Genomic DNA, 26,366 nt, shown 5'->3' with positions numbered 1-26,366 from the left:
CCCGAGCATCCATCCCTCTCCGCAGAGTTGCGGGGACAACGGTAAGGAAAGAATGTGGCAACACAACTAGAAGCGAGGTCCGGCACCAGTGCCCGGGTCCGCGTCCAGAAGTTCGGGTCGTTCCTCTCGGCGATGATCATGCCCAACATCGGGGCGTTCATCGCGTGGGGCCTCATCACGGCCCTGTTCATCCCGGCCGGGTACTTCCCGAACGAGACGATCGGGGCCCTTGTCGGCCCGATGATCACGTTCCTCCTGCCCCTCCTCATCGGTTACACCGGCGGCAAGATGGTGTACGACGTCCGTGGCGGCGTCGTGGGAGCGACGGCCACGATGGGTGTGATCGTGGGAACGGACATCCCGATGTTCATCGGCGCGATGATCATGGGTCCGCTCACCGCCTACCTGATGAAGAAGCTCGATTCGATCTGGGACGGCAAGATCCGCCCCGGTTTCGAGATGCTCGTCAACAACTTCTCCGCGGGTATCTTCGCCGGCATCATGGCCATCTTCGGCCTGCTCGCCGTCGGCCCGCTGGTCACGCTCTTCAGTGATGCCGCGGGCAGGGGAGTCGACTTCCTCGTGAGCAACGGCCTGCTGCCGTTCACCAGCATCCTGATCGAGCCCGCCAAGATCCTGTTCCTGAACAACGCGATCAACTACGGCGTCCTCACCCCGCTCGCCACGCAGGAGGCCACCGAGACCGGCAAGTCGCTGCTGTTCCTGCTCGAGGCGAACCCCGGCCCGGGTCTCGGCCTCCTGCTCGCCTACGCCATCTTCGGCCGCGGCATGGCCAAGGCCTCGGCCCCCGGTGCGATCATCATCCAGTTCCTCGGCGGTATCCACGAGATCTACTTCCCGTACGTCCTGATGAAGCCCCTCATGGTCCTCGCCGTCATCGGTGGCGGCATGGCCGGCATCTTCACCCTCGTGCTCACGGGAGCCGGACTGCGCTCGCCGGCCGCTCCCGGCAGCATCATCGCGGTCTACGCCGCCACCGCCTCGGACAGCTTCGTCGGTGTGACACTGTCCGTCCTCATGGCCGCGGCGGTCTCCTTCCTCATCGGCTCGGTCATCCTGAAGACGACCAAGTCCACGGATGACGACATCGCCGGTGCCGCCAGCAAGATGGAAGGGCTGAAGGGCAAGAAGAGCTCCGTCGCTGGCACGTTCCGCTCCACCTCCGCGACCGACGGCCCCATCCGCAACATCGTGTTCGCCTGCGACGCCGGCATGGGCTCCTCGGCCATGGGCGCCTCGGTGCTCCGCAACAAGATCAAGGCGGCCGGCTTCCCGGACGTCAAGGTCACCAACCTCGCCATCGCCAACCTGAAAGACGACTACGACGTCGTCGTGACGCACCAGGACCTCGCCGCACGCGCCGAGCCCCTGACGCAGAGCGCCACGCACGTCTCCGTCGACAACTTCATGAACAGCCCACGCTATGACGAGATCGTCGAGCTGGTGCGCGCCAGCGCTGCAGCCGAGGGTGGAGTCGACCCGAAGAACCCGACGCCGGCCGCCGTGGCAGCCGACGCCGATACCGAAGGAGCAGGCACCGGTGCCGGCGCCAACGACGTCCTCGCAGAGCAGAGCGTCGTGCTCGACGGCAGGGCCACCACGCAGGAGGACGCCATCGACGAGGCCGGCCGGCTGCTGGTCGACCGCGGAGCCGTGGACGCGAGCTACGTGGCGGCGATGCACGAGCGGGAGAAGTCCGTGCCGACCTACATGGGCAACTTCCTCGCCATCCCGCACGGCACGAACGCCGCGAAGGACCTGATCAAGCGCTCGGCCGTGTCGATCGTCCGCTACCCGGAGGGCATCGACTGGAACGGCAAGCAGGTGAAGTTCGTGGTCGGCGTCGCAGGCGTGAACAACGAGCACCTGTCCATCCTCTCCGCGATCGCCCGCGTCTTCTCCGACAAGGCGCAGGTCGCGCGGCTCGACGAGGCGACCACCGTGGACGAGGTCCTCGCCCTCTTCGGAAAGGTCAATGCCTAGTGAAGGCAGTACATTTCGGTGCAGGCAATATCGGGCGCGGCTTCGTGGGGCTCCTGCTCCACGAAGCCGGGTACGAGGTGGTCTTCGCCGACGTCGCGGACGCCCTGATCGATCAGCTGGTCTCGACACCCAGCTATGACGTGCACGAGGTCGGCGAGGAGCCGGCGGTCAAGACCGTGGACAACTACCGCGCCCTGAACTCGGGGTCGCAGGAGGACGACGTCGTCGCGGAGATCGCCACCGCGGACATCGTCACGACGGCCGTGGGGCCGAACGTCCTGAAGTTCCTCGCACCGGTGATCGCCCGGGCCATCGCCCGGCGCGACGGCGACCTGCGTCCGCTGCAGGTCATGGCCTGCGAGAACGCCATCAACGCGACCGACATCCTGCGCCGGGAGGTCGAGCGGACCTACGACGGTGCCGCCCTGGACCTCGCGTCCCGTGCGGTGTTCGCGAACACGGCCGTCGACCGCATCGTCCCCGACCAGGCGGCCGGCCAGGGGCTGGACGTCACCGTGGAGACCTTCTTCGAGTGGGTCATCGACCGCACGCCCTTCAAGGGCGAGGCGCCGAGCATCCCGGGGGCCACCTACGTGGACGATCTCGCGCCGTACATCGAGCGGAAGCTCTTCACGGTCAACACGGGCCATGCGTCGGCCGCCTACTTCGGCTACGCCGCCGGCGTGGAGAAGATCGCTGATGCCATGGCCGATGCCGGCGTCGCCGCGAAGGTCCGCGCCGTGCTCGAGGAGACGAAGCAGCTGCTCGTCACCAAGCACGGGTTCGACGTCGCGGAGCAGGAGGCCTACGTGCAGAAGATCCTGCAGCGCTTCACCAACCGGCACCTGCCGGACACGGTGGTGCGCGTGGGCAGGGCACCGCTGCGGAAACTCGGCCGCCACGAGCGTTTCGTCGGCCCGGCCGCCGAGCTGGCCGAAGCGGGCGTGGAGCCCGTGGCGCTGCTCGAGGCGATGCGGGCCGCGCTGTCCTTCTCGGCACAGGGTGATCCCGACGTGGCAGCCCTCGCCGAGATCCTGGCGGAACAGGAAGCGGGGGAGGCGACGACGTCGATCACCGGGCTTGAGCCGGAGCACCCGCTGTACGGGCGGGTGCGCGAACTCATCGCCCAGCACGGGCCGGGCCACCACGCCTGACCCCGACCGACGACGGAGGGGGCAGCCCGCAGGGCTGCCCCCTCCGTCGTACCCGGGTACCGTCGCACGCCCCGCCGCTACACCGCACGGAGGGCTCGTGCAAGACCGCCCGCTGTCCGGACCACCGCTGCAGCCTCGGGGACCGCAGGCCTACGCTCGGGTGCATGGACCAGCCCACTGAAGAACACCACCTGAAGGACCTCGGCAGCACGGAGGGGATCGACCCGACCGACGTGGGTCAGATCCAGGACGGCCCGCTGACCGCCGCGGACGAGGTGGACCTCATCTCCAACCAGGTCGTGCCCGACGCCGACCCGTCACCCGAGACCCTGGCCGGCAACCTCGGCCTCGAGGGCTCTGCGGACAGCCCGACGAGGGACGACCGCTTCACCGGCGGTTCGCACTGAGCCCCGGGCTCCCCGGCACCCGCCCCACCCGGGCCGCAGGCACCATCAACGGCGCGTCGCGCCGTCCCTGGAGCGCCTAGGCGCGGAGCTGCTGCACCATGTCGAGCACGACGGCGCGGAGGTCGCCGTCGTGCTCCCGGGCGATCCGCCGCTGGCGCTGGTACCCGGCGCCGCGCTGCAGGATCCCCTCCACGTCCGAGAGCTCACTGCTGCAGCCGAGCTTCGCGGCGATCGGCTCGAGCCGGTTCAGGACCTCGACAAGGTGCTCGGTGACGAGCTGCTCGTTGCCCTCCGCGTCGAGGATGATGATCGCATCGAGGCCGTAGCGGGCCGCCCTCCACTTGTTCTCCTGGATGTGCCACGGCTGCATGGTGGGGATGCTGCCGCCCGCGTCCAGCGTGGACGAGAACTCGTGCACGAGGCACTGCGTCAGGGCCGCCACCGCCCCGACGTCCTGCAGGGTTGAGAGCCCGTCGCACACGCGCATCTCCACCGTCCCGAGATTGCCGACGGGGCGGATGTCCCAGCGGATCTCGTTCACGGCGTCGATCACGCCGGTGGTGAACATGTCCTGGACGTAGGACTCGTACGCGGTCCAGTCGTCGAAGTGGAACGGCAGGCCGGCCGTGGGCAGCTGCTGGAACATGAGGGCCCGCTGCGAGGCGTAGCCGGTGTCCTCGCCACCCCAGAACGGTGACGACGCCGAGAGTGCCTGGAAGTGCGGGAAGTAGTTGGTCAGGCCGTCCACCACGGGCAGGGCCTTGTCCCGGTGGTCGAGCCCCACGTGCACGTGCACGCCGTAGATGACCATCTGCCGGCCCCACCACTGCGTGCGGTCGATCAGCTTCGCGTAGCGGTCCTTGTCCGTGACCTGCTGGGCGCGCGGCGCGCTGAAGGGGTGCGAACCCGCGCAGAACAGCTCCACGCCCATGGGATCCGTGACCTCGCGGACGGCCGCGAGGGAGCGGGACAGGTCCGCCTTCGCCTCCTCCACGGTGGTGCAGACGCCGGTGACCAGCTCCACGGTGTTGAGCAGGAGTTCCTGCTTGATGTGGGGGTGCTCGTCGTCGTCCTGCAGCTCGGGGTGGTTCGCGCTGACGCCGCGCAGCACCTGGTCGGCGACGGAGACGAGCTCGCCGTTGTAGCGGTCCACGATCGCGAGTTCCCACTCGACGCCGAGCGTGGACTGGGCCGATTGCGCAAAATCGATCTTCAAGGGCTGGCTCCTGGAGCGGTGCGGGATGGTGGTGCCTCGGCAACGCGCCGTCGCGGGAGACTCGTCCCAATGCTAGTACGTGGCACGCGCACCCGGCATGGGGAGCTCCCGGTCGGCGGCTCTGCTGGGATGATGGTCGGGTGCCCATCCTGAACAAAGACATGACCCTCTGCATCTCCCTGGCCGCGCGGCCCAGCAACATCGGCACGCGCTTCCACAACTACCTGTACGACGAGCTGGGGCTCAACTACATCTACAAGGCGTTCACCACCACCGACCTGCCCTCGGCCATCGCCGGGCTGCGCGGTCTCGGCATCCGGGGCTGCGCCGTCTCGATGCCGTTCAAGGAGGAGGTGATCGCGCTCGTGGACCACCTCGACCCCAGCGCGCAGGCCATCGACTCCGTGAACACCATCGTGAACGACGACGGCGTCCTCACCGCGTACAACACCGACTACCTCGCTGTGGAGCGGCTGCTGCGGGAGCACTCCGTCCCGACGACGCACTCGGTGCTCGTCCGGGGTTCCGGCGGGATGGCCAAGGCCGTCGTCGCCGCCCTCCGCGACTCGGGCTTCACGCGCGTGACCGTCGTGGCCCGCAACGAGCGCACGGGCCGGGCGCTGGCCGACCTGTACGGCTTCGCCTGGCAGCAGGAGGTGGGGGAGTCGACGGCGGACCTGATCCTCAACGTCACGCCGCTCGGCATGACCGGTGCCGACGCCGATGCTGTGGCCTTCCCGCAGACCGCGATCGACGCCGCTCAGGTGGTGTTCGACGTCGTCGCCTCCCCGTCCGATACGCCGCTGATCCTCGCGGCCCGGCGGGCCGGCACGCCGGTCATCACGGGCGCCGAGGTGGTCGCCCTGCAGGCGGAGGAACAGTTCGTGCTCTACACCGGGGTGCGGCCCACCCCGGAGCAGGTGCGCGCGGCGGGGGAGTTCTCGCGGCAGCAGGCCTGACGGCCCGTCCGGCGGCAGACCCGGCACCGGTGTTCGAGGCTCCGCCCGGCAGCGGCCGGCACCGGTGTCCGAGGCTACAGCCGGTACCAGCGCACCCCGTGCGGGTCGATCGTGATGCCCGCACGCAGGAGGGCCCGCTCGCCGCTGATGAGGTCGAGGGCGGTCTCGGGCAGGCCTGACAGCGTGAGGGCGGTGATGTCCTGCGGGGTGTCCGCGACATTCGCGAGCACGAGGACGGTCGACTCCTCGCCGTCGAGCAGGCCCGGGCGCTGGTAGCCGAGCACGTGCGGGTTGTTCGTGCCGAAGGGCACCAGGCGGCCGCCGGCGAACTCCGGGGTCTGCTTGCGCACCTGGATCAGGCGCGTGAGGCCCGCGAAGACCGCTCCGGCTTCCGTCGTCGGGTCCTGCCTGGCCGCGTAGCGCTCGGCAGGGTAGGCGGGGCGGCCCACCCAGCGGCTGTCGCCGGCCTTCGCGGGGTCGTCGAGGTAGCCGTAGTCGTTGAGCTGCCCCACCTCGTCGCCGAGGTACAGCAGCGGGATGCCGCCCGTGCTGAGGACGATCGCGTGCGCGAGGAGGATCCGCGCCACCCCGCCCCCGTCAGCCGCCTCCAGGCCCGCGAGTGACGCCGTCGTGCCGGAGATCCGGCAGTCACCGGTGCGCGGGTTGTCCTGGAAGGGGACGCCGCGCGCGAAGCTGCCGGGGAAGCGGTCGACGAAGAACGCGTTGAGGAACCGGCGGTGCTCGTGCCCGTCGATGCCGAACTCGGCGGCGTCCTCGTCGGAGAACGTCCAGCCGATGTCGTCGTGGCTCCGCACGTAGTTGACCCACGCCGTGCCCTCGGGGATGTCGTGCCGCCGTTCGAGGGCCTGCGCGAGCAGCGAGACGTCCCGCGTCCCGAGCGAGTTCCAGATGAGCGCCATCTGCAACGGGTTGTAGCTCAGCTGGCACTCGCCGCGGTCGATGTACTGCACCACCTCGTCCGGGTGCACGATCGCCTCGGACTTGAAGAGCAGCGAGGGCGCCGCGAGCCTGCACACCGCGTTGAACGCCTGCAGCAGGAGATGGGCCTCGGGCAGGCTCTCGCAGGGTGTGCCCAGCTGCTTCCAGATGAAGGCGACGGCGTCCATGCGGACGATGTCCACGCCCTGGTTCGCGAGGTACAGCATCTCCCCGGCCATGGCCCGGAACACGCGGGGGTTCCGGTAGTTGAGGTCCCACTGGAACGAGTGGAACGTGGCCCAGATCCACCGTCCGTCGTCGAGCTGCACGAACGAGCCGGGATGGTCGTCGGGGAAGATCTCCCGGACGGTCCGCTCGTAGGCGTCCGGCATCCCGCGGTCGGGGTAGATCCAGTAGAAGTCCTCGTAGTCGGGATCGCCCGCGACGGCCCTGCGGGCCCACGCGTGCTCGTTCGAGGTGTGGTTGAAGATGAAGTCGACCACCAGGGCGATGCCGCTCCCGCGCAGCTCGCGGGCCAGGTCGGCGAGCTCGTCCATGGTGCCGAGCGACGGGTCCACCTCCCGGTAGCTGGACACCGCGTAGCCGCCGTCCGAGTTGTCCTCGGGTGCCAGGAACAGCGGCATCAGATGCAGGTAGGTCAGCCCGAGCTCGCGGAAGTAGGGGATGCGCTCGCGGAGGCCCGCGAGGTCGCCGGCGTACAGGTCGGTGTAGCAGACACCCCCGAGCATCCTGTGGGAGGAGAACCAGTCGGGAGCCATGGCCCGGGAGGCGTCGATGGCCTTCAGGTCCGCGGGGCGGTCCTGCCACGAGGCTGCCGCGTCGAGGACCACCTGCAGCAGTTCGCCGTCGGAGCCGGGCCCGTAGATGCGGTGGAAGAGCGACTGCAGGCGGGGGAACTCGGTGTCGAAGCGGGCTTCGAAGGATTCCCAGTCGGTGTCGGCGGTGCTCTCCCGGCGGGCGGACCGGAGCTCCGCCCGGATCCGGTCCGCGGGCAAAGGGTGCGAGGGACTCATCCCGCAAGCCTATTGCAGCCGGTCGCGGCCGCCGCGGTGTTCCCGGATGCACGAAGCGCCGCGCCCCTTCCGGGACGCGGCGCTTCGGTTCGGCGATGGCGGATGCGCCGGGGTGTTACTCGGCGACCGGGATCGACTGCGACTTCAGGGAGTCGATCGTCTTCTGCTGCCCGGTCTCCAGGGCGTCCATGAGGGTGCCGGAGCCGCCGATGGCAGCACCGAATCCATCCGAGACGTCCGTGTAGGTCTGCGTCATCGTGGGGCCCCAGGTGAAGTTCGGGTCCACGTTCGAGGACGCGTCGGCGAAGACCTCGTAGATCTTCTGGCCGCCGTAGTAGTCGACGCCGCCGGCGAAGGCCTCGAGATCGGTCGCGGACTTCGCGGCCGGGTAGATGCCACCGAGCTCATTGGCGAGCGCGAGTGCTTCGGGGTCGGTGTTGAGCCAGAGCGCGAACTTCGCGGCCTCGGCCGGGTGGTCGGAGCCCTTCAGTACGGCGGTGGACGAACCGCCCCAGTTGCCGGCGGCTTCCCCGCCGTCCTCCCACTGCGGCATGGGGGCGACGGCCCACTTGCCGGCGGTGTCGGGAGCCCCGTCCGAGAGGGTGGTGGCGCCCCACACGGCGGAGACCCAGGTCCACTGCTGGCCCTCGTTGAAGGATGCGTTCCACTCGTCGGAGAAGGACGGCAGGGTGGAGACGAGATCCTTGGACAGGAGGTCCTGCCAGTAAGTGGCGACCTCCTCGGACTCCGGGCTCGTCAGGTTGACGTCCCAGTTCTCGCCGTCGTTCGCGAACCACTGGCCGCCGTTCTGCCACACCATGCCGGCGAACCAGTTGACGTCCTGCTTCGGGAAGTTGGTGATGTAGGAGCCCTGGGCCTTGATCTGCTCGGCCGCCGCGGCGTATTCCTCCCACGTCGTGGGGACCTCGATGCCGGCCGCCTCGAAGAGATCGGCCCGGTAGTACATGGCCATGGGTCCGCTGTCCTGCGGGACGGCGTAGACGGAGCCCTCCTCGCCGAAGGTCACCTGGCCCCAGGTCCAGTCCACGAACTGGTCCTGCGCGTCGGCGACACCCTCGCAGGCGGCGATGTTCTCGAGGCCGTCCTGCACGCGTAAGTTCGGCAGGGCGTCGTACTCGATCTGGCCGAGGTCGGGTGCGTTGCCCGCCTGGATCTGGTTGAAGAAGTTCTGGTAGGTGCCGGAGTTGCCGTTGGGCCCGGTCTGCACCTGGACCTGGATGTCGGGGTTCTCGGCGTTCCACAGCTCGACGACCTTGTCCATGCCGGGGACCCAGGTGGTGAAGTTCAGGGTGACGGGGCCCTCGGAGGCCTCGCAGGGGGCCGCTTCGGCCCCGGCCTCCGTGCTGTCTCCGCCGGCTGAACAGCCGGAGAGAGCCAGCGCAGAGATCATGGCAAAGGCCGCGGTGACTTTTCCCTAATGCGCGCGCATTGTCTTTCCTATCGGTTGATTGAGCAGTGCGGTGCAGGGGCGGACGCCCGTGCACCTGGAGTGCGGGTCAGGGGACGAGGGGCTACTTGACGCTTCCTGCGCCGAGGCCGCTGCTCCAGAACCGCTGGAGTGCGAGGAAGGCGATGATCAGCGGCAGGATCGACACGAGCGCGCCGACGATCACGAGCGAACGCAGCTCGGGGATCTGGCTGATCTGGCTGTTCCAGGCGTACAGGCCCAGCGTCACGGGGAAGAGCGCCTGGTCACGGAGCATGATCAGGGGCAGGAAGAAGTTGTTCCAGATCGCGACGAACTGGAACAGGAAGATCGTCACGAGGGCCGGCGCCATGAGGCGCGTGGATACCGTGAAGAACGTACGGATCTCGCCGGAGCCGTCCAGGCGGGCGGCTTCGAGCAGCTCGCCGGGAACGCTGGCCGCCGCGTAGATGCGGGCCAGGTACACCCCGAACGGGCTGACGAGGCTCGGCAGGAACACGGCCCACATGGTGTTCGTCAGTTCCACCCGGCTGAAGATCAGGAACAGCGGGAGCGCCAGCGCGGTGGCAGGCACCAGGACGCCGCTGAGCACGATGTTGAAGATCGCCTCCCGCCCCCGGAACTCGTACTTGGCGAGGGCATACCCGCACATCGCCGCGATGACCGTGCCGATCAGGGCACCGACCCCCGCGTACAGGGCCGAGTTCAGCAGCCATCGGCCGAACAGGCCGTCGCCGTAGGCGAACAGGCGTCCGAGGTTCGTGAGGAACGTGCCTGCCGAGTCCGCCGTGAACCACAGCGGAGCGGTGGAGGTGATCTCGCTGCCCGTCTTCGTGGACGTGGTGAGCAGCCACCAGATGGGAGTCAGGAAGTACAGGGTGAAGACACCCATGATGAGCATCGCCGCGCTGCGGGACATGATGCTCTGGCGGGGGCCACGGGCACGCTCGCCGGCGCTGTGCGCCGTCGAACTCCCGTCGCGCCGGCGCCTGGGGGCGGTGGCTGGGGCGGCCGTCACTGGGTTACCTTCCGCTGGGTGGACTTCAGGAAGACGAAGGAGAGGATGAACGTGGCGAGCGCCAGGACCACCGAGAACGCTGCGGCGAGGTTGTAGTTCGGCACCGACGCCGTCGTGTAGACCGCGAGGTTCGGCGTGAACGTGCTGTTGATCGCGGAGCTGAAGCTGCGCAGGGTCTGCGGCTCGGCCAGGAGCTGGAGGGTGCCGATGATGGAGAACACCGCCGTCAGGATGATGGCCGGGACCACCAGGGGGATCTTGATGCGCCAGGCGATCTGGAGGTTGCTGGCGCCGTCGAGCCGTGCCGCCTCGTAGATCTCCGTGGGGATCGCGAGCAGCGACGAGTAGATGATGAGCATGTTGTAGCCGACGTACACCCAGGTCACGATGTTGGCGATCGCCCAGAGCACGAGGTTGCCGCCCAGGAGGTCGACGTTCGAGGTGACGGCGCCGAACGGCGAGAGCGACGGCGAGTACAGGAAGCCCCACATGATCGCGGCGATCACGCCGGGGACGGCGTAGGGGGCGAAGAACGCGAGCCGGAAGAACTTCTTGCCCTTCAGCAGCGGCGAGTCCAGCAGCAGCGCGAACAGGAGGGCGAGGCCCAGCATGATCGGCACCTGCACCACGCCGAAGAGCAGGACGCGCCCCACGGACTCCCAGAACGCCGTGTTCTGGAAGACCTGCTCGTACTGGACGAGGCCGCCGAAGACCTGGCGGGGCCTGCCGAACGTGCCCTCGCGCTCCACGGTGAGCAGCGACTGGATCACGGCGTAGACGATCGGGATGGCGTAGAACGCGAGGAAGAGGATCCCGAACGGGGCGATGAACAGTGCCACGGCGCGGCGCTGCGCTCCCGACGACCTGTTCCTCCTCGTGACCGGCGCCCCCTGGGGGGCCTCGGCCGGGGTACTAAGAACTGACATTGCCTGCATCCTTTCGGCCCTGGTCCGAGCCGTCGGTGTCGGGGGTTCCTGGGATGGTGCGGACGACGCGGACCGCGCCCGCGGGAACCGTGACGACGTCGGCGACGGCCTCGTCGGTCAGCAGTTCCAGGCCGCTGACCCGGTGCTTGCGGTCCTCGGCGGAGTGGTTGATCAGGAAGACGTACTCGTGCCCGTTGCCGCGGCGCGTGACGACCTCGAGGCCGGACTGCGCCTCGGGGACCTCCACGCCTGCGGTGACGGCCGCCCGCAGCAGCAGGTCCGTGAGGACTCCGCCGTCGAGGACCGTCCCGGCGTACCACGCCTCGCCCGCTCCCACTCGGTTGCGCGTCACGGCGGGCATGCCCGCGTGGTGGCCGGTCGCGTAGCTCAGGACGGGCTCCGCCGTGGTGAGGTGCACCGCCTCGGACCAGAGCGAGGCGAGGGAGCCGTTGTCGAGCGCCAGCGGGTGCGCGGGGTCGAGGGGGAAGAACTCCTCCGAGCGGATGCCGAGGAGCTCCCGGAAGGCTCCGGGGTAGCCGCCGGGCCGAACCCGCTCGTTCTCGTCGACGATCCCGCTGAAGAACGTGATGAAGGCCGACCCGCCGCGGGTCACGAAATCGCTGATCACCGCGGCGTGCTCGTCGCGGACCAGGTAGAGGTTCGGCACCACCGCGAGCTTGTAGGCGGAGAGATCCGCACCGGGTGCCACGATGTCGACCGTGACGCCCGCATCCCACAGTGCCCTGTAGGCGGCGTGGACCTGCTCGATGTAGCGGACATCGCCGGACGGGTGGGATTCCTGGTCGTGCGCCCACCATGCCTCCCAGCTGAAGACGAGCGCGACGTCGGCGTGCACCGTGGTGCCCGCGATCTCCCGGAGCCTGCCCAGGGCGGACCCGAGGGCGACGACGTCGCGCCAGATCTGCGAGTCGGTGCCGGCGTGGGGCAGCATCGCCGAGTGGAACTTCTCGCTGCCCTGCAGCGAGGCCCGCCACTGGAAGAAGCACAGGCCGTCCGCACCCCGTGCGAGGTGGGTGAGGGAGTTGCGGAGCATCTCGCCGGGACCCTTGGCGATGTTGCGCGGCTGCCAGTTCACGGCGCCCGTGGAGTGCTCCATCAGCAGCCAGGGCCGGCCCTGGGCGAGCCCGCGGGTGGTGTCGGCGGCGAAGGCCAGTTCGGCATGCGGTGTGTCGAGGCGGTGGTCGAGATAGTGGTCGTTCGCGATGACGTCCATCTCCGGCGCCCAGGCCCAGTAGTCCTGGTTCCTGATGTGGGCCGCGACCATGAAGTTGGTGGTCACCGGGGCGTCGCTGGTGCGGCGGAGGACCGCCTCCTCGGCCGAGTAGTGCGCCAGCAGCTCGTCGGAGCTGAAGCGGTGGAAGTCGAGCGTCTGCGTCGGGTTGGTGGCCGAGAGCGTCAGCCGCGGGGGCAGCACCTGCTCCCAGGCGGAGTAGCGCTGGCTCCAGAAGGCGGTGCCCCAGGCCGTATTGAGGGCATCGAGCGTCCCGTAGCGGGCGCGGAGCCAGCCGCGGAAGGCCTCGGCGGAGACGTCGCAGTAGCACAGCGAGTTGTGGCAGCCGAGTTCGTTGGACACATGCCAGAGGCGCAGGGCCGGGTGGCTGCCGTAGCGGGCGGACACCTGCTCCACGAGGGCGAGCGCGTGCTCGCGGTACACGGGGGAGCTGGGGCAGAACGCCTGGCGGCCGCCCGGCCAGCGGGTCGTGCCGTCGGCGGTGCGGGGGAGCACCTCGGGGTGCGCGGTGGTGAGCCAGGCGGGTGTCGACGAGGTGCCGGTGCCGAGGTTCACGCCGATGCCGTGCTCGGCCAGCAGGTCCATCACGGCGTCGAGGTCCTCGAACCGGAACACGCCCTGCTCGGGTTCCAGCTCGGCCCACCCGAAGATGTTGACGGCCACGAGGTTGACGCCGGCCTCCCTCATGAGGCGGACGTCCTCCCGCCAGACGGACGCATCCCACTGCTCGGGGTTGTAGTCACACCCGTAGACGAGCTGCCCGTTGCCGGACAGTCCTGCGACGGTGGTCGTTCGTGCCAAACCTGCTCCTCATGGTGCGGTACCGATTCTCGGGAGATACCGGAGAATGGCCGCGCCCACATGTCTGTGAACGTTCCCAGAAACGGGCGGCTGAGCTCTCCATCGAGATTGTGTGAACGCTCCCAGAGTAATGGGGGCCACACGGCGTGTCAACGCCGGTGGGAGGTGCTGGAGCTGTCGGGCGAGGGGCCCTGCTCCGGTCAGGGGTGCAGACGGGACGGGCCCACCGGGTGGCTCACATGCCCCGATCGTGCACCGGTCTGGCGTTCGGCGGGGGTTCTCCGACCTCGTGGACCGTATGGCTGCCGCACGCCGTCCTGGTCACGGTGGCCCGCTCGATGCGCGACACGGTGAACCAGCGCATGGCGTCGCGCAGCCGGCACCACCCGACGAGGTGCCATAGGCCGCTCGCGGAGGCGAACAGCACCGGCTCGACGTCCCGGGTGGTCGTGGTCCCGTCTCCCGAGGTGTAGCGGATGCGGACCACCCGCTGATCGGCCATCGCCTCCTCGAGTGCCGAGCGGATGGCGCGCGACGGGGAGGGCGGCTCGTCGACCCAGACGCGGCCGGCCAGCTCGTGTGCTCGAGCCCGGGTCCCGGGATCGAGGACGTCCAGGATCTTCCGGACCCCGGCCCGTGCCAGGTCGGCATAGGGGGCATCCGGCGCAGCGGACACGGCCGCCAGGAGCGCCACGGCCTGCTCGGGGGACAGGCTGACGGGCGGCAGGGACGCGCCTGCGGCAAGTCCGTAGCCACCGCCCGGCCCCGGGCGCGACCAGACGGGCGTGCCGCTGTTGCCGAGCGTGGCGAGATCCCTCTTGACCGTGCGCACGGACACGCCGAACTCCCTGGCCAGCCGCTCGGCGGAGCATCCCCGGGATCCGTTGCGGCGCAGCATCTCGGACAGCGCATGGAGGCGCTCTGCCCGCTTCACCGTCCAACCCGGATCAGATTCATGACATAGATAGTGACATGCAGCTGGCCGTGGCGCCCGCGAAGGTAGTGGCATGACAACTACTACCGGCAGTCCGATCATCATCCTCGTCGCCGGCCACTGGCTCGGCGCCTGGGCGTGGGACGAAGTCCTCGAACACCTGAGGACCGACCACTCCCGTGCAGTCGCGGTGACGCTTCCCGGTCTCGACAGGGACGACCCCGGGCGTGCGGCGAGGACTCTCGACGATCAGGCCGCAGCGATCCTGGACGTCATCACGCGACTGGGGGCGGGTGAGCCCGCTACCCTCGTCGCCCACAGCGGGGCGAACGGGCCCGTCAGCCTCGTCCTCGACCGGCACCCTGAGCTCGTCCGTCGGGTGGTGTGGGTCGACTCCGGCCCTGCAGCGACGGGAAGCGCTTTCGCCCCGGATCTCCCGCAGGAGGTGGAGGAGCTTCCACTGCCGGCCCTGGACGTCCTCGCGGAGCAGGCGAGTCTCGAAGGCCTGAGCGCCGAGGTGCTCGAGCGTTTCCGGGCCCGGGCCGTCCCCGAGCCCGGACCGGTGCTCCGCCAGCCCGTCGAGCTCACGAACGACGCCCGGCACACGGTCCGGACCACCCTGGTGTGCTGCTCGATCCCGAGCGCCCAGGTGCTGGAGCTGGCCCGCGGAGGCCATGCCGTGTTCGCCGAGGTCGCGGCCATCGAGCATCTCGACGTCATCGACATGCCGACCGGGCACTGGCCCATGTGGAGCCGTCCCCGCGACCTCGCCGAGGCCATCCGGTCGGCGGCGTCCCGGACCGACTGAGCTGCACGTGCACCCGGGGCCGGCCGGATCCCACCGGCCCCGACCGCCACGGCGTGCTCGGAACCGACATGCCGCTGCCCGCACGGACCACGTGGACAGGACAGGTGACCGACGGCGGACGGGGCTCGCCGGGCTCCTCAGCCGGCGGGCAGGATCCGTCCCGCCAGCACCGGTACGCCCGGCCCGTCGAGGTCGTCGAGGTACGCTGCCCGGCCGGCGAGGCACATCACGAGGGCGACCAGCGGTCCCCGCACCTCCGGCCCGTCGCCCGCCTCGAAGGGGGCATCGGTGGCGACGAGCCGGAGACCTGCGGCGGTGCGGCGGCTGGGGACGGTGAAGTTCCGGGCCACGAAGAACTCCGCGACGGGCAGCAGCGCGTCGGTGCCCGGGCTGGTGGTGATGCCGAGGGGCCGCCGGATGTCCTGTGCGTGCACCACGACCTCCCCGAGGTACGCGGGGAGGTCGGACGACGGTGCGACGGACAGACCGACGACGTCGTGGAACCGGGCGAGGGTCCCGGCGGGCGACGCGCCGAGGTGTTCCGCCAGCCGGCGCCGGTTGTGCACGTCGGGCCGGAACCCGGCGGACAGCATGCTCCTGATCCACCGCCACCGGCCCACCGACGCGGCGGCCGAGAGATGCGCCGTCACGTGCTCGACGTCCCACCCGGCGCACAGGGTGGCGCCCCGCCACTGCTCGGGTGTCAGGGTCGCGAGGTCCCGGGCCAGGGCCGCGCGTTCCGCATGCATCGCCTGCCACAGGGCATCGGTCGGGCTGATCATGCGCGTCCTTCCCACGGGGCCCGGAGCATGCTGATCACGAGGGATCCCGGGGTCAGGCCGGCTGCTGGTCGCCGTACTTGGCCTGGACGGCCTCCCAGTCACCGGTCTGGGCGATGGGGTCCATCCACATCACTTCCCAGGCGTGCCCGTCCGGGTCGGAGAAGGAGCGCGAGCGCATGAAGCCGAGGTCCTGGGCCTTGCCCTCCGCCGCGCCGGCCGTGACCGCCCGGTCGACGAGGGAGTCGATGTCCTCCGGCGCGTCGACGCTGATCGCGTTGATGACGGCGGAGGTGGCGTGGGCGTCCGCCACCGGCTTGTCCGTGAACTGCGCCCAGTGCTGGTGGGTGAGGATCATGAGGAAGATGGTGTCGCTGATGGTCACCGCGCCGGCGTCGTCGTTGGAGAAGTTGGGATCCAGCGTCCAGCCGAAGCTGGTGTAGAACTCCTTGGACCTCGCGAGGTCGCTGACGGGGAGGTTGATGAAGACGTTGGTGGCCATGGCCGTTCTCCTGTTCCTGTGGGGTGTGTGATCCGGCCCTTGCGAGCCCTGTACCCGTTCGACGCGGGGTCGCCCGGTAAATCATCGGTGCCCGACGTATTCCTGTCCACCCCTTGCGAAGCCGGCTGAAGAGGTCAACAGTAAGGGTGAAAACCCCAGGGGAGGCCGACCATGAGTACTTCTGCAGAGCATGTGTCCGATGCATCGACCTCGACCGGGGAACCGGAGCTGAAACGGGTCCTCGGGCCGAAACTGCTCCTCTTGTTCATCGTCGGCGACATCCTGGGGGCCGGTGTCTACGCCGTGACGGGCACCATGGCCGGGACGGTCGGCGGCCTGGTCTGGCTGCCGTTCCTGCTGGCCTTCATCGTGGCGACGATGACCGCGTTCTCCTACCTCGAACTCGTCACCCAGTACCCGCAGGCCGCGGGCGCCGCCCTCTACGCCCACAAGGCCTTCGGCATCCACTTCGTCACCTTCCTGGTGGCGTTCGCGGTCGTCTGCTCCGGCATCACGAGCGCCGCCACCTCGGCCAACGTGCTCGCCCAGAACTTCTTCGGCGGCCTCGAGGTGAACGGGTGGATGGACATGCCCGGCCAGGGCGTGATCACCGCCGTCGCGCTCGGGTTCATGCTGCTCCTGGCCGTGATCAACCTGCGCGGTGTCGGTGAGAGCGTCAAGTTCAACGTGGTGCTGACCCTCGTGGAGGTCACCGCCCTGTGCATCGTGATCGGGGTCGGCTTCCTCGTGATGGCGCAGGGCAACGGCAACATCGGCGAGGTCTTCGTGTTCACCGACTACCAGGACAAGGGGCTCTTCCTCGCGGTGACTGCGGCGACGTCGATCGCGTTCTTCGCCATGGTGGGTTTCGAGGACTCCGTGAACATGGTGGAGGAGACGCAGAACCCCGAGCGCATCTTCCCCCGCACCATGCTCACGGGCCTGGGGATCGCCGTCATCTTCTACATGCTGGTCGCGATCTCCGTGGTCACGGTGCTCAGCCCCACCGAACTGGAGGGCATCCGGGAGTCCGAGGGCGCCGCGCTGCTCGAGGTGGTCCACAAGGGGTCGCCCGACTTCCCGATCGACAGGATCTTCCCGTTCCTCGCCGTCTTCGCCGTCGCGAACACGGCCCTGATCAACATGCTGATGGCGAGCCGCCTGATCTACGGCATGGCGCGGCAGGGCGTGCTGCCCCGCCCGCTCGCCAAGGTGCTCCCCGTCCGCTGCACCCCGTGGGCCGGCATCGCCTTCTCCACGATCCTCGCCCTCGGCCTGATCCTCTACGTGACCAGCGACCCGGACAGCAACATCGTGGCCAACCTCTCGGGGACCACGGCCTTCCTGCTCCTGTGCGTGTTCACGGTGGTCAATGTCGCCTGCGTGGTGCTGCGCCGCAAGCGGGACGTCAACCGGAAGGTGTTCTTCACGTCCCCCGGTCCGCTGCCCATCGTGGCCGCGCTGCTGTGCGCGTTCCTCGCCGGTCCCTGGGTGGGGCGCGACGTCGTCCAGTACCAGATCGCCGGCGGCCTCATGGTGATCGGCGTGGTGCTGTGGCTCATCACGTGGTTCGTCAACAAGAGGACCAACACCCAGGCAGGGGACCTGACGGCGATCGACGGCTGATCAGGCGCCGCGGGGACGCTAGCATCGCGTCATGGAGATCCTGCGCTACGCGGCATTCACCGACCGGCCCGACGGCGGCAACCCCGCCGGTGTGGTGCTCGACGCCGACGACCTGACGGCCACGCAGATGCAGGCCATCGCTGCCGACCTCGGCTACGCCGAGAGTGCCTTCGTGTCGGCCAGGAGCCCGGGCGGCGCGGCGATCCGGTACTTCGCACCCGAGGCGGAGATCCCGTTCTGCGGGCACGCGACGATCGCCACCGGCGTCGCGCTCGCCGAGCGGGAGGGGCCGGCGACGCTGGTGCTGGCCACACCGGTGGGCCCGCTCGAACTCAGCACCGGCAGGGTGGCGGACCGCCTGGTCGCGTCCCTCGTGACCGTCGAGCCGTGGGTCGATGCGATCGACCCTGCGGTCCGGACGCAGCTCCTGCACCACCTCCGCCTCCGCGAGGAGGACCTCGACGGGGATCTGCCCCTGATGCTGTCCTTCGCCGGCAACATCCATCCGATCGTGCCGGTCCGCGACACCGCGACGCTCACGGCCCTCGACTACGACTTCGACGGCCTCAGGGAGCTGATGGCGGCGGAGGGCTGGGGTGCGACGGTCGCCGTGGTGCATCGGCTGTCCCCGCGTGTCTTCGAGGCCCGCAACCCCTTCCCGCCCGGCGGGGTCCGCGAGGATCCAGCCACCGGATCCGCCGCGGCGTCGCTCGGGGCGTACCTCCGTGCGCGGGCCGAGCTCGCGCCGCCGGCCACGATCACGGTGTACCAGGGCGCGCAGGTGGGCCGGCCGTCCGTCATCACCGTGGACGTCCCGCCATCCGGTGGCCTGACGGTCTCGGGCGGAGCGGTGCGGATCGACGGGTAGCAGACGGCTAGCAGCGGAGTGGCAGCCGGTGGTAGCCGGTGGGCGGTCAGCCGCCGGACGCCTGGCGGTGTGCCCCGGGCGCCTGCCGGCTCAGGGTCGGTAGCCGAACGCGGCGAGCCCGAGGGCGCCGTGCGGGCGGAAGCCCAGGGAGCGGTAGAAGGGGTGCGACTTCCCCGCGTCCGGGGTGTCCTCGGCATCGGTGCTCAGCGCCACGAACATGCAGTGGCTGTAGCGCCGCTGGATCTCCTGCACGAGAGAGCGGCCGACGCCGCGACGCTGTGCGTCCGGGCGGACCAGGATGTCCTGGAGGTAGCAGATCGACTCGCCGTCGGAGATCGTGCGCGCCAGTCCGAGCAGTGTGCCGTCGTCGTCCCGGGCCGTGAGGACCAGGTGCGAGCCGGCGAGGCTGCGCGCGAGCCGGTCGGGCTCGCGCGTGTACGCCGTCCAGCCGACGGCTTCATAGAGCGCGAGCGCCTCGGCGAGGGGGACGTCGGCGGCGGTGACTCTCACGGTGCCCCGCTAGCCCGGCGGTCCGTCATGCGCCCGCGATGGGAGCGGTGAGGGCCTGCGTCGCTCGGACCAGGTCCTCGGGCGCCAGTTCGATGTCCAGGCCGCGCTGGCCGCCCGAGACGAAGACCGTCGGATGTCGCAGGGCGGACCGGTCGACGATCACGGGGGAGGGGTGGCGCTGCCCCAGCGGTGAGATACCGCCGAGGACGTATCCGGTGCGCCGCTGCGCCACCGCGGGGTCCGCCATCGCCGCCTTCCGCCCGCCGAGGGCGGAGGCCAGCGCCTTCAGGTCCAGCGATCCCGTGACGGGCACGACGGCGGCCACGAGGGAGCCGTCGACGCTGGCCATCAGGGTCTTGAACACCTGCGCAGGGGGCGCACCCAGGGCGGAGGCGGCCTCCAGCCCGTACGAGGAGGCGCCCTGCTCGTGCTCGTAGGGGCGGGCGGTGAAGGCGATGCCGGCCGCGGAGAGCGCGAGGAGCGCAGGGGTACTGCGGGGGCCCGCAGGCTTCCTCCCCACGGCACCTCCCTTCCGTTCCGCGGATCAACCGGGCTCTACGAGACGGACGCGACGTCCCGGATCAGGGCGAGTTCGCGGGGGTCGGGCTGGCCCCAGACTCCCGCGAAGTCGCAGGACAGGATGAAGTCTGCCACGACCGGGCCCGTCAGGACGAGGCCCTCGAGGTACTCGACGCCGTCGTTCTGCACCGTCCCCGCCCCGCCGCTGCGGAGGGCGTCGAGGAGCGGGCTGTCGTCGTCGGCCTCCAGGTCCTCCAGATCCGTGGTCGTGATGGAGGTGAGGGGAGTGGGGGCGGTCCGCAGGGAGAGCCAGTGCTGGTACAGGCCCTCGACCTCGTCGGCGGATACGAGGGAACCGTCGGCGGTGACGGTGATGCACTGCCGGATGAACTCTTCGATGTGGTGCGGCATGGTGGTCCTTTGCGGTGTCTGGGACGCGGGGCCGGGGAGGGGTGTGGCCGGCCGGGGACGACTCGCTCGAGGCGGTCGGTGCGGAGCTGATGCGCTGGTGGGCATTGCTGCGTCGGGGCGCGGAGGCGCCACAGGGACTGCGGGGATGGTCAGGAGGGCGGACGCGGGCCGGTACGCGGACACGTGGCGGGAGCCGGGGTCGGCGGAGCGCCTGCGGGCGGCTGGGGGGAAGAAGCTTCCTGGTTGTTCATGATGCACGCCCCTTTCGGGGATGGTGCTCTGCTGTTGCGCACCCGGCGGGAGGCGAGGCGGCGAAGAGAAGAACCGAAGACAGCCGCCTTCTTCTAGACAACTACTCCCACAGTACGCCCTCCCGGCATTTCCCGCGCGGAGGGCCCGCGGGGGCTCGGCTACAGTACAGATATGCCCCCGACGCGCACCCGGAACCGCCGGGCGACCATCAACGACGTCGCGACCGCGGCCGGGCTCTCGCGGGGAACGGTGTCGCGGGTCGTCAACGGCGAGCGCTACGTCTCGGACGAGGCCCGCATCGCCGTGGAGGACGCGATCGCCCGGGTGGGGTACGTGCGCAACTCCGCGGCCAGGAACCTGGTCACGCAGGAATCACGCGCGATCGCCCTGATCATCCACGAACCGCATTCGCTCCTGTTCGAGGACCCGAACATCGGCTCGATCCTCCTCGGAGCCAACGAGGTGCTGTCCAAGGCCGACTACCAGCTGGTCTCCCTCATCATCGACTCGGACCGGGACAGCCGCCGGGTCGCGGACTACCTCCGTGGCGGGCTCGTCGACGGCGCGGTGATCGTCTCCGCTCGCGCGTCGGACCCCATCGCCTCCGCGGTCCGCGACATCGGCGTCCCCGCGGCCTTCGTCGGCCATCCGCCCGGCACCCCCGACCTGCCCTACGTGGCCATCGACAACGTGGCGGCGGCCTTCGCCATCACCGAGCGGCTCATCGCCACCGGCCGGCGGCGGATCGGCATGATCGCGAGCGCCCTGGACCGCGACTCCGGCCACGACCGGTTCACGGGATTCCGGGACGCCATGGGCGGGCGGTTCGACGCCTCGCTGGTGGTGGAGTACCCGCTCTACACCTACGCGGCCGGACTGGAGGGCATGCAGGAGTTGCTGCGGCGCTGCCCGGAGATCGACGGTGTCTTCGCCGCGTCGGACGCCGTGGCCGCAGGTGCGATGACCGCCCTCCAGGAGTCGGGACGCAAGGTGCCCGACGACGTCGGGATCGTCGGGTTCGACGACAGCAGCTGGGCGCTGAGGACCCGGCCGCAGCTCTCCACCGTCAAGCAGCCCGCGGACCTGCTGGGCAGCACCGCGGCCGAGCTCGTGCTGGCGCAGATCCGGGGCCTGCCGAGTCCGGTGCAGGTACTCGACACCACGGTCGTCTGGCGCGACTCGGCCTGACGCGCTCGCCCTGACGCGCTCGCACTGGCACACCTTTCCTGGCACACCTCCCCTGACGCACGTCACTCGACGTAGGCTCGTCGGAGCGGGCCCTACCGGCACCAGCAATACCAGCACGACAGGCACGACACGACAGGCAGGACGGCCATGTGGATCGGGTTCATCGAGTTCGACGTCCTGCTCGGCGACGTGCACTCACTGAAGGGCAAGCGGTCGGTGGTGCGCCCCCTCGTATCGGATCTCCGGCGGAAGTTCGAGCTGTCGGTCGCCGAGGTGGGGCACCAGGATCTGCACCGCCGGGCGGTCGTCGGGGCCGGTGTGGTCGGCGGTGACGTCCAGCATGTCGTGGACGTGCTGGACCGCGTGGAGCGGTACGTCGCCGCGCGGCCGGAGCTGGAACTCCTCAGCGCCCGACGGCGGCTCCTCAACAGCGAGGACCAGGACTAGGCGGGCGCACCGCCCAGGAGGCGGCGAGGCGCCTCGGTCAGTCGGCCCGCCGCCACGTCCCGAGGTCCCCGGTCCTCGTCCGGAAGAAATCGACCGTCATCGAGGTGGCCTCGGCACCGCCGGTGAAGACGACCGAGGACAGCGAGCCCTGCGGCGCGTTCTCGCCGCGTGGCGTGAAGGCGAACGTGTCGCCGTCCCAGTGCTCGAGCGCGTACACGGTCCCACCGCCGGGTCCCACGGCCAGGACGAGGGATCCGTCCTCCTCCCGCACCGTCGCGGTCCCGTAGTACCCGTTGGCGTACTCGCCGGCGTAGGCCGACAGCGGCTGCGCCGGTGCGGGATCGGCCGGCGGCGTCTCGCCCGGCAGGTCGCCGGCCGGCGCGTAGTAGCCGGCCGTCGCGTCGCCGTACGCCTCCACCCAGTCGCGGACTCCGTAGCCGAACTGCACCTCGTCGAGGAACGCGGCGGCCACGGCCTCGGGAGCGCCGACCGGGCCCGCGTTGGTCAGCACCACGACGCCGAGATCGGCGGACGGGACCATCTGCACGGTGGTCGCAGCACCGAGGGAGAAGGCCCCCGAGTGGCTGAGGTCCACCCGGCCGCCCGGCTGCACGCCGACCCCGAATCCGAAGCCGTAGTGCCCGGCGCGCTGGTCCGCTGCCGTCGGATGGAAGGAGGTGTTCTGCGCGCTGATGGCGGGCAGCAGGGCATCCTCGGCCACGAGTTCCCCGCCCGCGTAGGTGCCGGAGGCGAGGACCAGCTTCATCCACTCCGACAGGTCCCCGACCGTCGAGGAGACGCCGCCCGCGGGGGACTGCGCATCCGCGTCACGCTCGTACAGCGGCTCGAACCTCCTGTCCGCGACCCTGGTGTGCAGGGCCGCCCTGTTCTCCCGCGCGAGGAAGTCGTCGTGCCTCGAACTCGTGAGATCCATCCCGAGGGGCGCGTAGAGCTGCTCCTCGGACAGGGTCTCCCAGTCCGTCCCCGCCGCGGCCGCGACGGCTTCTGCGCCGACCGTGACGCCGAAGTTCGCATAGCCGTAGCTCGCACGGAAGGGGTCGAGCGGCTGGTACCGGAGGTGGTCGATGATGTAGCCGCGGTCGTACCCGATGTCCTCGAGCGAATCGCCGGCCGCCATCGGCAGGCCCGTGCGGTGCGCGTAGAAATCACCGATGGTGGCATGCGTGGAGACCCAGGGGTCCGCGAGCGCGAACCCGGGGAGCAGGTCGGCGACGGGCGTGGTCCAGTCGACGACGCCCTGGGACACCTGCCGTGCGACCACCGTCGCTCCGACGGGCTTGGACAGCGACGCGATCTGGAAGACGGTGTCGGTGTCCACCGCCTCGTCCTCCCCGAGCTTCCGCACGCCGTAGCCCTCGGCGAAGACCGTCTCGCCGCCGTGCACGACGGCGACAGCGGCACCGGGGACGCCGGTCCGTTCCAGCACGGACCGCACGATCCCCGGCAGGTCCTCGAGCGCGCGGTCCACGCCGCCCTCCGGCAGCGCGATCACGTCCTGGTTGGGGGCGGCGCCGGTGGCGACCGGCCTCTGCCCGGCGGGGGCACCGGAGGCGGCCGGACCGGTGCCGTCGGCCGGAGGAAGGGTGCAGCCGGCCAGGACTCCGGCCAGGACGGTCACGAGCACGGCCTCGACGGCGGTGCCCCTCGGGGGACGATGACGCATGGGGGACTCCTGACCGCGGCTGCCTGGGGACCTCAGGCTAGTGCGGGGCACCGCTGCACGGCCATGGACCTGGGTCGCGTCTTCGGGCCCGCAGCGCCCCTCGCGGTCACTGCGCCAGGTACCGGATCACGGCCAGGACCCGGCGGTGGTCGTCCACCGCGACCGGCAGGCCCAGTGCCTCGTAGATGCGCGAGGAGTGCTGCACCACGGCCTTCTCGGTCACCACGAGCCGGGACGCGATCCACGCGTTGCTGCGCCCCTCCGCCATCAGCGCGAGCACCTCCTGCTGGCGCGGTGTCAGCCGTGCCATCGCATCCCGGGAGAGTCGCGCCCGTCTGAGCAGGACGTCGACGACCTCGGGGTCGAGGGCCGTGCCGCCGCCTGCGACGCGCCGGAGGTCCGCGCGGAAGGCATCGACGTCGGCGATCCGTTGCTTCAGCAGGTACCCCACCCTGGCCGGACGGTCGGTGAGCAGCTCGACGGCGTAGCGCCGCTGCACGTACTGCGAGAGCACCACGATCGCCGTGTCCGGGTGTTCCGACCGGATGCGCAGGGCGGCGACCAGGCCCTCGTCGGTGCGGGTCGGGGGCATCCGGATGTCGGTCACCACGAGGTCGGGCCCGTGCAGGGCGACGGCGTCGAGGAGCTGCACGGCATCGGGTACGGCCGCGACCACCTGGAAGCCGCCCTGCTCGAGCACGAGCGTCAGCCCCTGCCGCAGCAGTGCCTCGTCCTCGCCGATCACAACACGCATGGCAGCTCCGCGCTCAGCCGCGTCCCACGTCCCACGGCGCTCTGCATCTCGAGGCGCCCGTTGACCACCTCGACGCGGTCCGCCAGTCCGCGCAGTCCGTGTCCAGCGCCGAAGGAGGCCCCGCCCACGCCGTCGTCGTGCACCTCGACCAGCAGCCTGTCCCCCCTGCGTTCGATCCGCACGGTGAACGCACCGGCCCTGGAATGCTTGAGGGCGTTCGCGAGTCCTTCCGCGACCACGAAGTAGGCCGTGCTCTCGATGGCCCCGGGCAGGACGCCGTCGCTGATGCCGAGGTGCAGGCGGGTGGGTACCGGGATGCGGTCCACGAGGTCCTCGGTGGCGGCGGAGAGTCCCTGTTCCATCAGCGTCGAGGGCATGACGTCGTGGCCCAGGCGTCGCAGGTCCGCCGCGGCCTCGTCGATGCCCTTCCGGAGCGACGTCGCCCGGTCGCGGATCGCGGCCGAGGTGGAGGCGTTGGCCACCTGCTGGGCCTCGAGCGCGAGGAGCACCAGCTGGACCTGGAGTCCGTCGTGCAGGTTCTGCGCGATGCGCCGACGCTCGCGGTCGGCGGCGGCGACCAGCCGGGCCCGTGAGGTGCGCAGGGCGCCCTGGCTCGCCAGCAGTTCGGCGGTCAGCCGTTCGCGTTCCATCGCGATGGCGACCACCCGGCCGGCCGTGCGCACGAGCTCGGCGTCGGCGATGAGGGAGGCGTCGTACACGATCGCACCGACCGTGCGGCCGCCGGACTCCACCTCGACACTGGCCCGTTCGCCCCCGGAGGGCGGCAGTTGCACGGGCGCACCGCCGGAATCGGCCCAGGCGCCGGTGTCCGGCATCCAGAACGCCACCTCGAGCGAATCGTCGCCGAGGGCACGGCGGAGCACCGCGGCGAGGGCGGGCCGGGCACCGCCGGAGGCGCCGAGCCAGGCCCCGAGCTCCTCGAGGTCGCTCGTGCGCGCGAACCCGCCACGCAGCACACCGAGGGTGAAGGCGATCGGGATGCCGCCGAGGAGCACCGCCTGCACCCCGACCCGCACGACGGCTGGCATCCCGAGGACGGCCTCGAACAGGGTGGCGCTCATCGGGATGAGGACCACTGCGACCATCCCGTAGGCGAACAGCGGACCGAGCACCCGCCGGTGTGCGGGGTCGGACCGGACGAGGCGACGCGCGAGGATCACGGCCGTGGCGAGGGCAACGGCGATCCCGCAGACCCGCTGGACGGTCACCCCGAGCATCAGCAGGTCGGGCCGGTCGGCCACGGACAGGGGCGCGGGTGCCGCGGGATCGAAGAGGTACAGCGGCGACTGGAGGACGACGGCCACCACGTACCCGGCGGCGACCGTCACACGCGAGGCACGGCTGCGGAGGCGGCCGGAGGGGAACGCGTGCAGGAGGTGGAAGGCCACGGCGAGCACCACCGTCGCCGTGACCGTGCCGACGGCGGTGAGCACGGGCATCGGCGTGTTCGCGAGGCTCCCGGCGAACAGTGCGAGTCCGCCGAGCACGATGAGGGAGCCCAGCCGGTTGCCCGGCCGTCTCCACCAGGCCATGAGGCCGGCCGCGACGTACACCCAGAACACCAGGACGAACAGGAGGTGCACCGGCCAGGCCTCGCCGGCCACCGGTAGGACGAGGGCCAGCTGGAGGGCCCCGAGGGCCAGGGCCGCGATCGCGAGCAGCACGAGCGCCCGGCCCAGGGAGCGGGGCAGGGGTGATCGGATCCCACCAGGGGTCACCATGTGCCCAGCGTAGGGCCCGCGGGCGTCCAGGGGGATAGCCCGGGGGCCCGATCGGGCGGGAGTCGGAGAGCGGAGGCCGACGGGCCCAGGGGGCCGGCGGGCCGCTCAGGGGCGGAGGCCGCCGGGCGCGGAGGGCGCCACAGCGACCCTCAGGGCTTGGCGGCCGAGGAGGACGGCTCTGCAGG

24 protein-coding genes are annotated in these 26,366 nt (G+C 70.4%); 9 read left to right on the top strand and 15 right to left on the bottom strand.

What is annotated here, in order from left to right; genetic code table 11:
* Nucleotides 1–54: 54 nt before the first annotated feature.
* The 3 genes from V6S67_RS12960 to V6S67_RS12950 all read left to right on the top strand — a co-directional run bounded on the left by V6S67_RS12960 (nucleotide 55) and on the right by V6S67_RS12950 (nucleotide 3,565).
* The gene (locus tag V6S67_RS12960) at nucleotides 55–2,004 is read left to right on the top strand and encodes a PTS mannitol transporter subunit IICBA (RefSeq protein WP_334210633.1); all 1,950 of its coding nucleotides are present in this window, start codon (nucleotides 55–57) and stop codon (nucleotides 2,002–2,004) included.
* Complete coding sequence (locus V6S67_RS12955) at nucleotides 2,004–3,158, top strand: mannitol-1-phosphate 5-dehydrogenase (RefSeq protein ID WP_334210632.1); 1,155 nt, start codon at nucleotides 2,004–2,006, stop codon at nucleotides 3,156–3,158. The genes V6S67_RS12960 and V6S67_RS12955 overlap by 1 nt, the downstream gene beginning before the upstream one ends.
* Nucleotides 3,159–3,322: 164 nt before the next feature.
* Entirely contained in the window at nucleotides 3,323–3,565 is a 243-nt protein-coding gene (locus V6S67_RS12950) for a hypothetical protein (RefSeq protein ID WP_334210631.1), read from the top strand.
* A 76-nt stretch (nucleotides 3,566–3,641) separates the two neighbouring features.
* On the opposite strand, the gene V6S67_RS12945 is transcribed toward V6S67_RS12950, so the two are convergent.
* Nucleotides 3,642–4,781 carry a glutamate--cysteine ligase gene (locus V6S67_RS12945; RefSeq protein ID WP_334210630.1) on the bottom strand — a complete coding sequence of 380 codons (1,140 nt, stop codon included), beginning with the start codon at nucleotides 4,779–4,781 and terminating at the stop codon, nucleotides 3,642–3,644.
* A gap of 140 nt (nucleotides 4,782–4,921) precedes the next feature.
* On the opposite strand from V6S67_RS12945, the gene V6S67_RS12940 reads away from it, so the two are divergent.
* Nucleotides 4,922–5,740 (top strand): shikimate 5-dehydrogenase, encoded by an 819-nt coding sequence (locus tag V6S67_RS12940; RefSeq protein WP_334210629.1) that lies wholly within the window; start codon nucleotides 4,922–4,924, stop codon nucleotides 5,738–5,740.
* A 74-nt stretch (nucleotides 5,741–5,814) separates the two neighbouring features.
* On the opposite strand, the gene V6S67_RS12935 is transcribed toward V6S67_RS12940, so the two are convergent.
* The 6 genes from V6S67_RS12935 to V6S67_RS12910 all read right to left on the bottom strand — a co-directional run bounded on the left by V6S67_RS12935 (nucleotide 5,815) and on the right by V6S67_RS12910 (nucleotide 14,091).
* Complete coding sequence (locus tag V6S67_RS12935) at nucleotides 5,815–7,713, bottom strand: amylosucrase (RefSeq protein WP_334210628.1); 1,899 nt, start codon at nucleotides 7,711–7,713, stop codon at nucleotides 5,815–5,817.
* Between the two features lie 115 nt (nucleotides 7,714–7,828).
* The gene (locus tag V6S67_RS12930; RefSeq protein WP_334210627.1) at nucleotides 7,829–9,124 is read right to left on the bottom strand and encodes an ABC transporter substrate-binding protein; all 1,296 of its coding nucleotides are present in this window, start codon (nucleotides 9,122–9,124) and stop codon (nucleotides 7,829–7,831) included.
* A 121-nt stretch (nucleotides 9,125–9,245) separates the two neighbouring features.
* On the bottom strand, nucleotides 9,246–10,079 hold the full coding sequence (locus tag V6S67_RS12925; RefSeq protein ID WP_334211596.1) for a carbohydrate ABC transporter permease: 834 nt from the start codon (nucleotides 10,077–10,079) through the stop codon (nucleotides 9,246–9,248).
* 95 nt (nucleotides 10,080–10,174) lie between these two features.
* Nucleotides 10,175–11,113 (bottom strand): carbohydrate ABC transporter permease, encoded by a 939-nt coding sequence (locus tag V6S67_RS12920; RefSeq protein ID WP_334210626.1) that lies wholly within the window; start codon nucleotides 11,111–11,113, stop codon nucleotides 10,175–10,177.
* Complete coding sequence (locus tag V6S67_RS12915; protein WP_334210625.1) at nucleotides 11,091–13,157, bottom strand: beta-galactosidase; 2,067 nt, start codon at nucleotides 13,155–13,157, stop codon at nucleotides 11,091–11,093. Before V6S67_RS12915 ends, V6S67_RS12920 begins: the two co-directional genes overlap by 23 nt.
* A gap of 235 nt (nucleotides 13,158–13,392) precedes the next feature.
* Nucleotides 13,393–14,091, bottom strand: a complete 699-nt coding sequence (locus V6S67_RS12910) for a helix-turn-helix transcriptional regulator (protein WP_334210624.1) — start codon at nucleotides 14,089–14,091, stop codon at nucleotides 13,393–13,395.
* A 73-nt stretch (nucleotides 14,092–14,164) separates the two neighbouring features.
* Here V6S67_RS12910 and V6S67_RS12905 point away from each other — a divergent pair, with 73 nt between their 5' ends.
* A complete protein-coding gene (locus V6S67_RS12905) occupies nucleotides 14,165–14,899 on the top strand; it encodes an alpha/beta fold hydrolase (RefSeq protein WP_334210623.1) in 735 nt (244 codons plus the stop codon).
* Nucleotides 14,900–15,036: 137 nt separating this feature from the next.
* Here the strand turns inward: V6S67_RS12905 and V6S67_RS12900 are convergent, their stop codons facing one another.
* On the bottom strand, nucleotides 15,037–15,681 hold the full coding sequence (locus V6S67_RS12900) for a maleylpyruvate isomerase family mycothiol-dependent enzyme (protein ID WP_334210622.1): 645 nt from the start codon (nucleotides 15,679–15,681) through the stop codon (nucleotides 15,037–15,039).
* 52 nt (nucleotides 15,682–15,733) lie between these two features.
* Entirely contained in the window at nucleotides 15,734–16,180 is a 447-nt protein-coding gene (locus tag V6S67_RS12895) for a VOC family protein (protein WP_334210621.1), read from the bottom strand.
* 171 nt (nucleotides 16,181–16,351) lie between these two features.
* Between V6S67_RS12895 and V6S67_RS12890 the strand changes: the two genes are divergently transcribed.
* Both V6S67_RS12890 and V6S67_RS12885 read left to right on the top strand, forming a co-directional pair.
* Complete coding sequence (locus tag V6S67_RS12890; RefSeq protein WP_334210620.1) at nucleotides 16,352–17,806, top strand: APC family permease; 1,455 nt, start codon at nucleotides 16,352–16,354, stop codon at nucleotides 17,804–17,806.
* Nucleotides 17,807–17,837: 31 nt separating this feature from the next.
* Nucleotides 17,838–18,674, top strand: a complete 837-nt coding sequence (locus tag V6S67_RS12885) for a PhzF family phenazine biosynthesis protein (protein ID WP_334210619.1) — start codon at nucleotides 17,838–17,840, stop codon at nucleotides 18,672–18,674.
* Nucleotides 18,675–18,764: 90 nt separating this feature from the next.
* Here V6S67_RS12885 and V6S67_RS12880 read toward each other — a convergent pair whose 3' ends face one another.
* Genes V6S67_RS12880 through V6S67_RS12870 form a run of 3 tightly spaced genes read right to left on the bottom strand, consistent with a single transcriptional unit; the run spans nucleotide 18,765 to nucleotide 20,114 of the window.
* A complete protein-coding gene (locus tag V6S67_RS12880; protein ID WP_334210618.1) occupies nucleotides 18,765–19,184 on the bottom strand; it encodes a GNAT family N-acetyltransferase in 420 nt (139 codons plus the stop codon).
* 25 nt (nucleotides 19,185–19,209) lie between these two features.
* Entirely contained in the window at nucleotides 19,210–19,704 is a 495-nt protein-coding gene (gene ybaK / locus V6S67_RS12875) for a Cys-tRNA(Pro) deacylase (RefSeq protein WP_334210617.1), read from the bottom strand.
* Nucleotides 19,705–19,739: 35 nt separating this feature from the next.
* The gene (locus V6S67_RS12870; protein WP_334210616.1) at nucleotides 19,740–20,114 is read right to left on the bottom strand and encodes a hypothetical protein; all 375 of its coding nucleotides are present in this window, start codon (nucleotides 20,112–20,114) and stop codon (nucleotides 19,740–19,742) included.
* Nucleotides 20,115–20,537: 423 nt separating this feature from the next.
* Between V6S67_RS12870 and V6S67_RS12865 the strand changes: the two genes are divergently transcribed.
* Nucleotides 20,538–21,554 carry a LacI family DNA-binding transcriptional regulator gene (locus V6S67_RS12865; RefSeq protein WP_334210615.1) on the top strand — a complete coding sequence of 339 codons (1,017 nt, stop codon included), beginning with the start codon at nucleotides 20,538–20,540 and terminating at the stop codon, nucleotides 21,552–21,554.
* A gap of 147 nt (nucleotides 21,555–21,701) precedes the next feature.
* Complete coding sequence (locus V6S67_RS12860) at nucleotides 21,702–22,001, top strand: DUF503 domain-containing protein (protein WP_334210614.1); 300 nt, start codon at nucleotides 21,702–21,704, stop codon at nucleotides 21,999–22,001.
* A 37-nt stretch (nucleotides 22,002–22,038) separates the two neighbouring features.
* Here V6S67_RS12860 and V6S67_RS12855 read toward each other — a convergent pair whose 3' ends face one another.
* From V6S67_RS12855 to V6S67_RS12845, 3 genes are all read right to left on the bottom strand, one after another.
* Complete coding sequence (locus tag V6S67_RS12855; RefSeq protein ID WP_334210613.1) at nucleotides 22,039–23,685, bottom strand: serine hydrolase; 1,647 nt, start codon at nucleotides 23,683–23,685, stop codon at nucleotides 22,039–22,041.
* Nucleotides 23,686–23,791: 106 nt separating this feature from the next.
* A complete protein-coding gene (locus tag V6S67_RS12850; protein WP_334210612.1) occupies nucleotides 23,792–24,439 on the bottom strand; it encodes a response regulator transcription factor in 648 nt (215 codons plus the stop codon).
* The gene (locus V6S67_RS12845) at nucleotides 24,427–26,181 is read right to left on the bottom strand and encodes a sensor histidine kinase (RefSeq protein ID WP_334210611.1); all 1,755 of its coding nucleotides are present in this window, start codon (nucleotides 26,179–26,181) and stop codon (nucleotides 24,427–24,429) included. The genes V6S67_RS12850 and V6S67_RS12845 overlap by 13 nt, the downstream gene beginning before the upstream one ends.
* Between the last annotated feature and the right edge of the window lie 185 nt (nucleotides 26,182–26,366).

This window comes from Arthrobacter sp. Soc17.1.1.1 (assembly GCF_036867195.1).
Lineage (GTDB): Bacteria > Actinomycetota > Actinomycetes > Actinomycetales > Micrococcaceae > Arthrobacter_D.
Note: the sequence above shows the minus strand (reverse complement) of the source record. Positions and strands in the feature narration are given on the sequence as shown.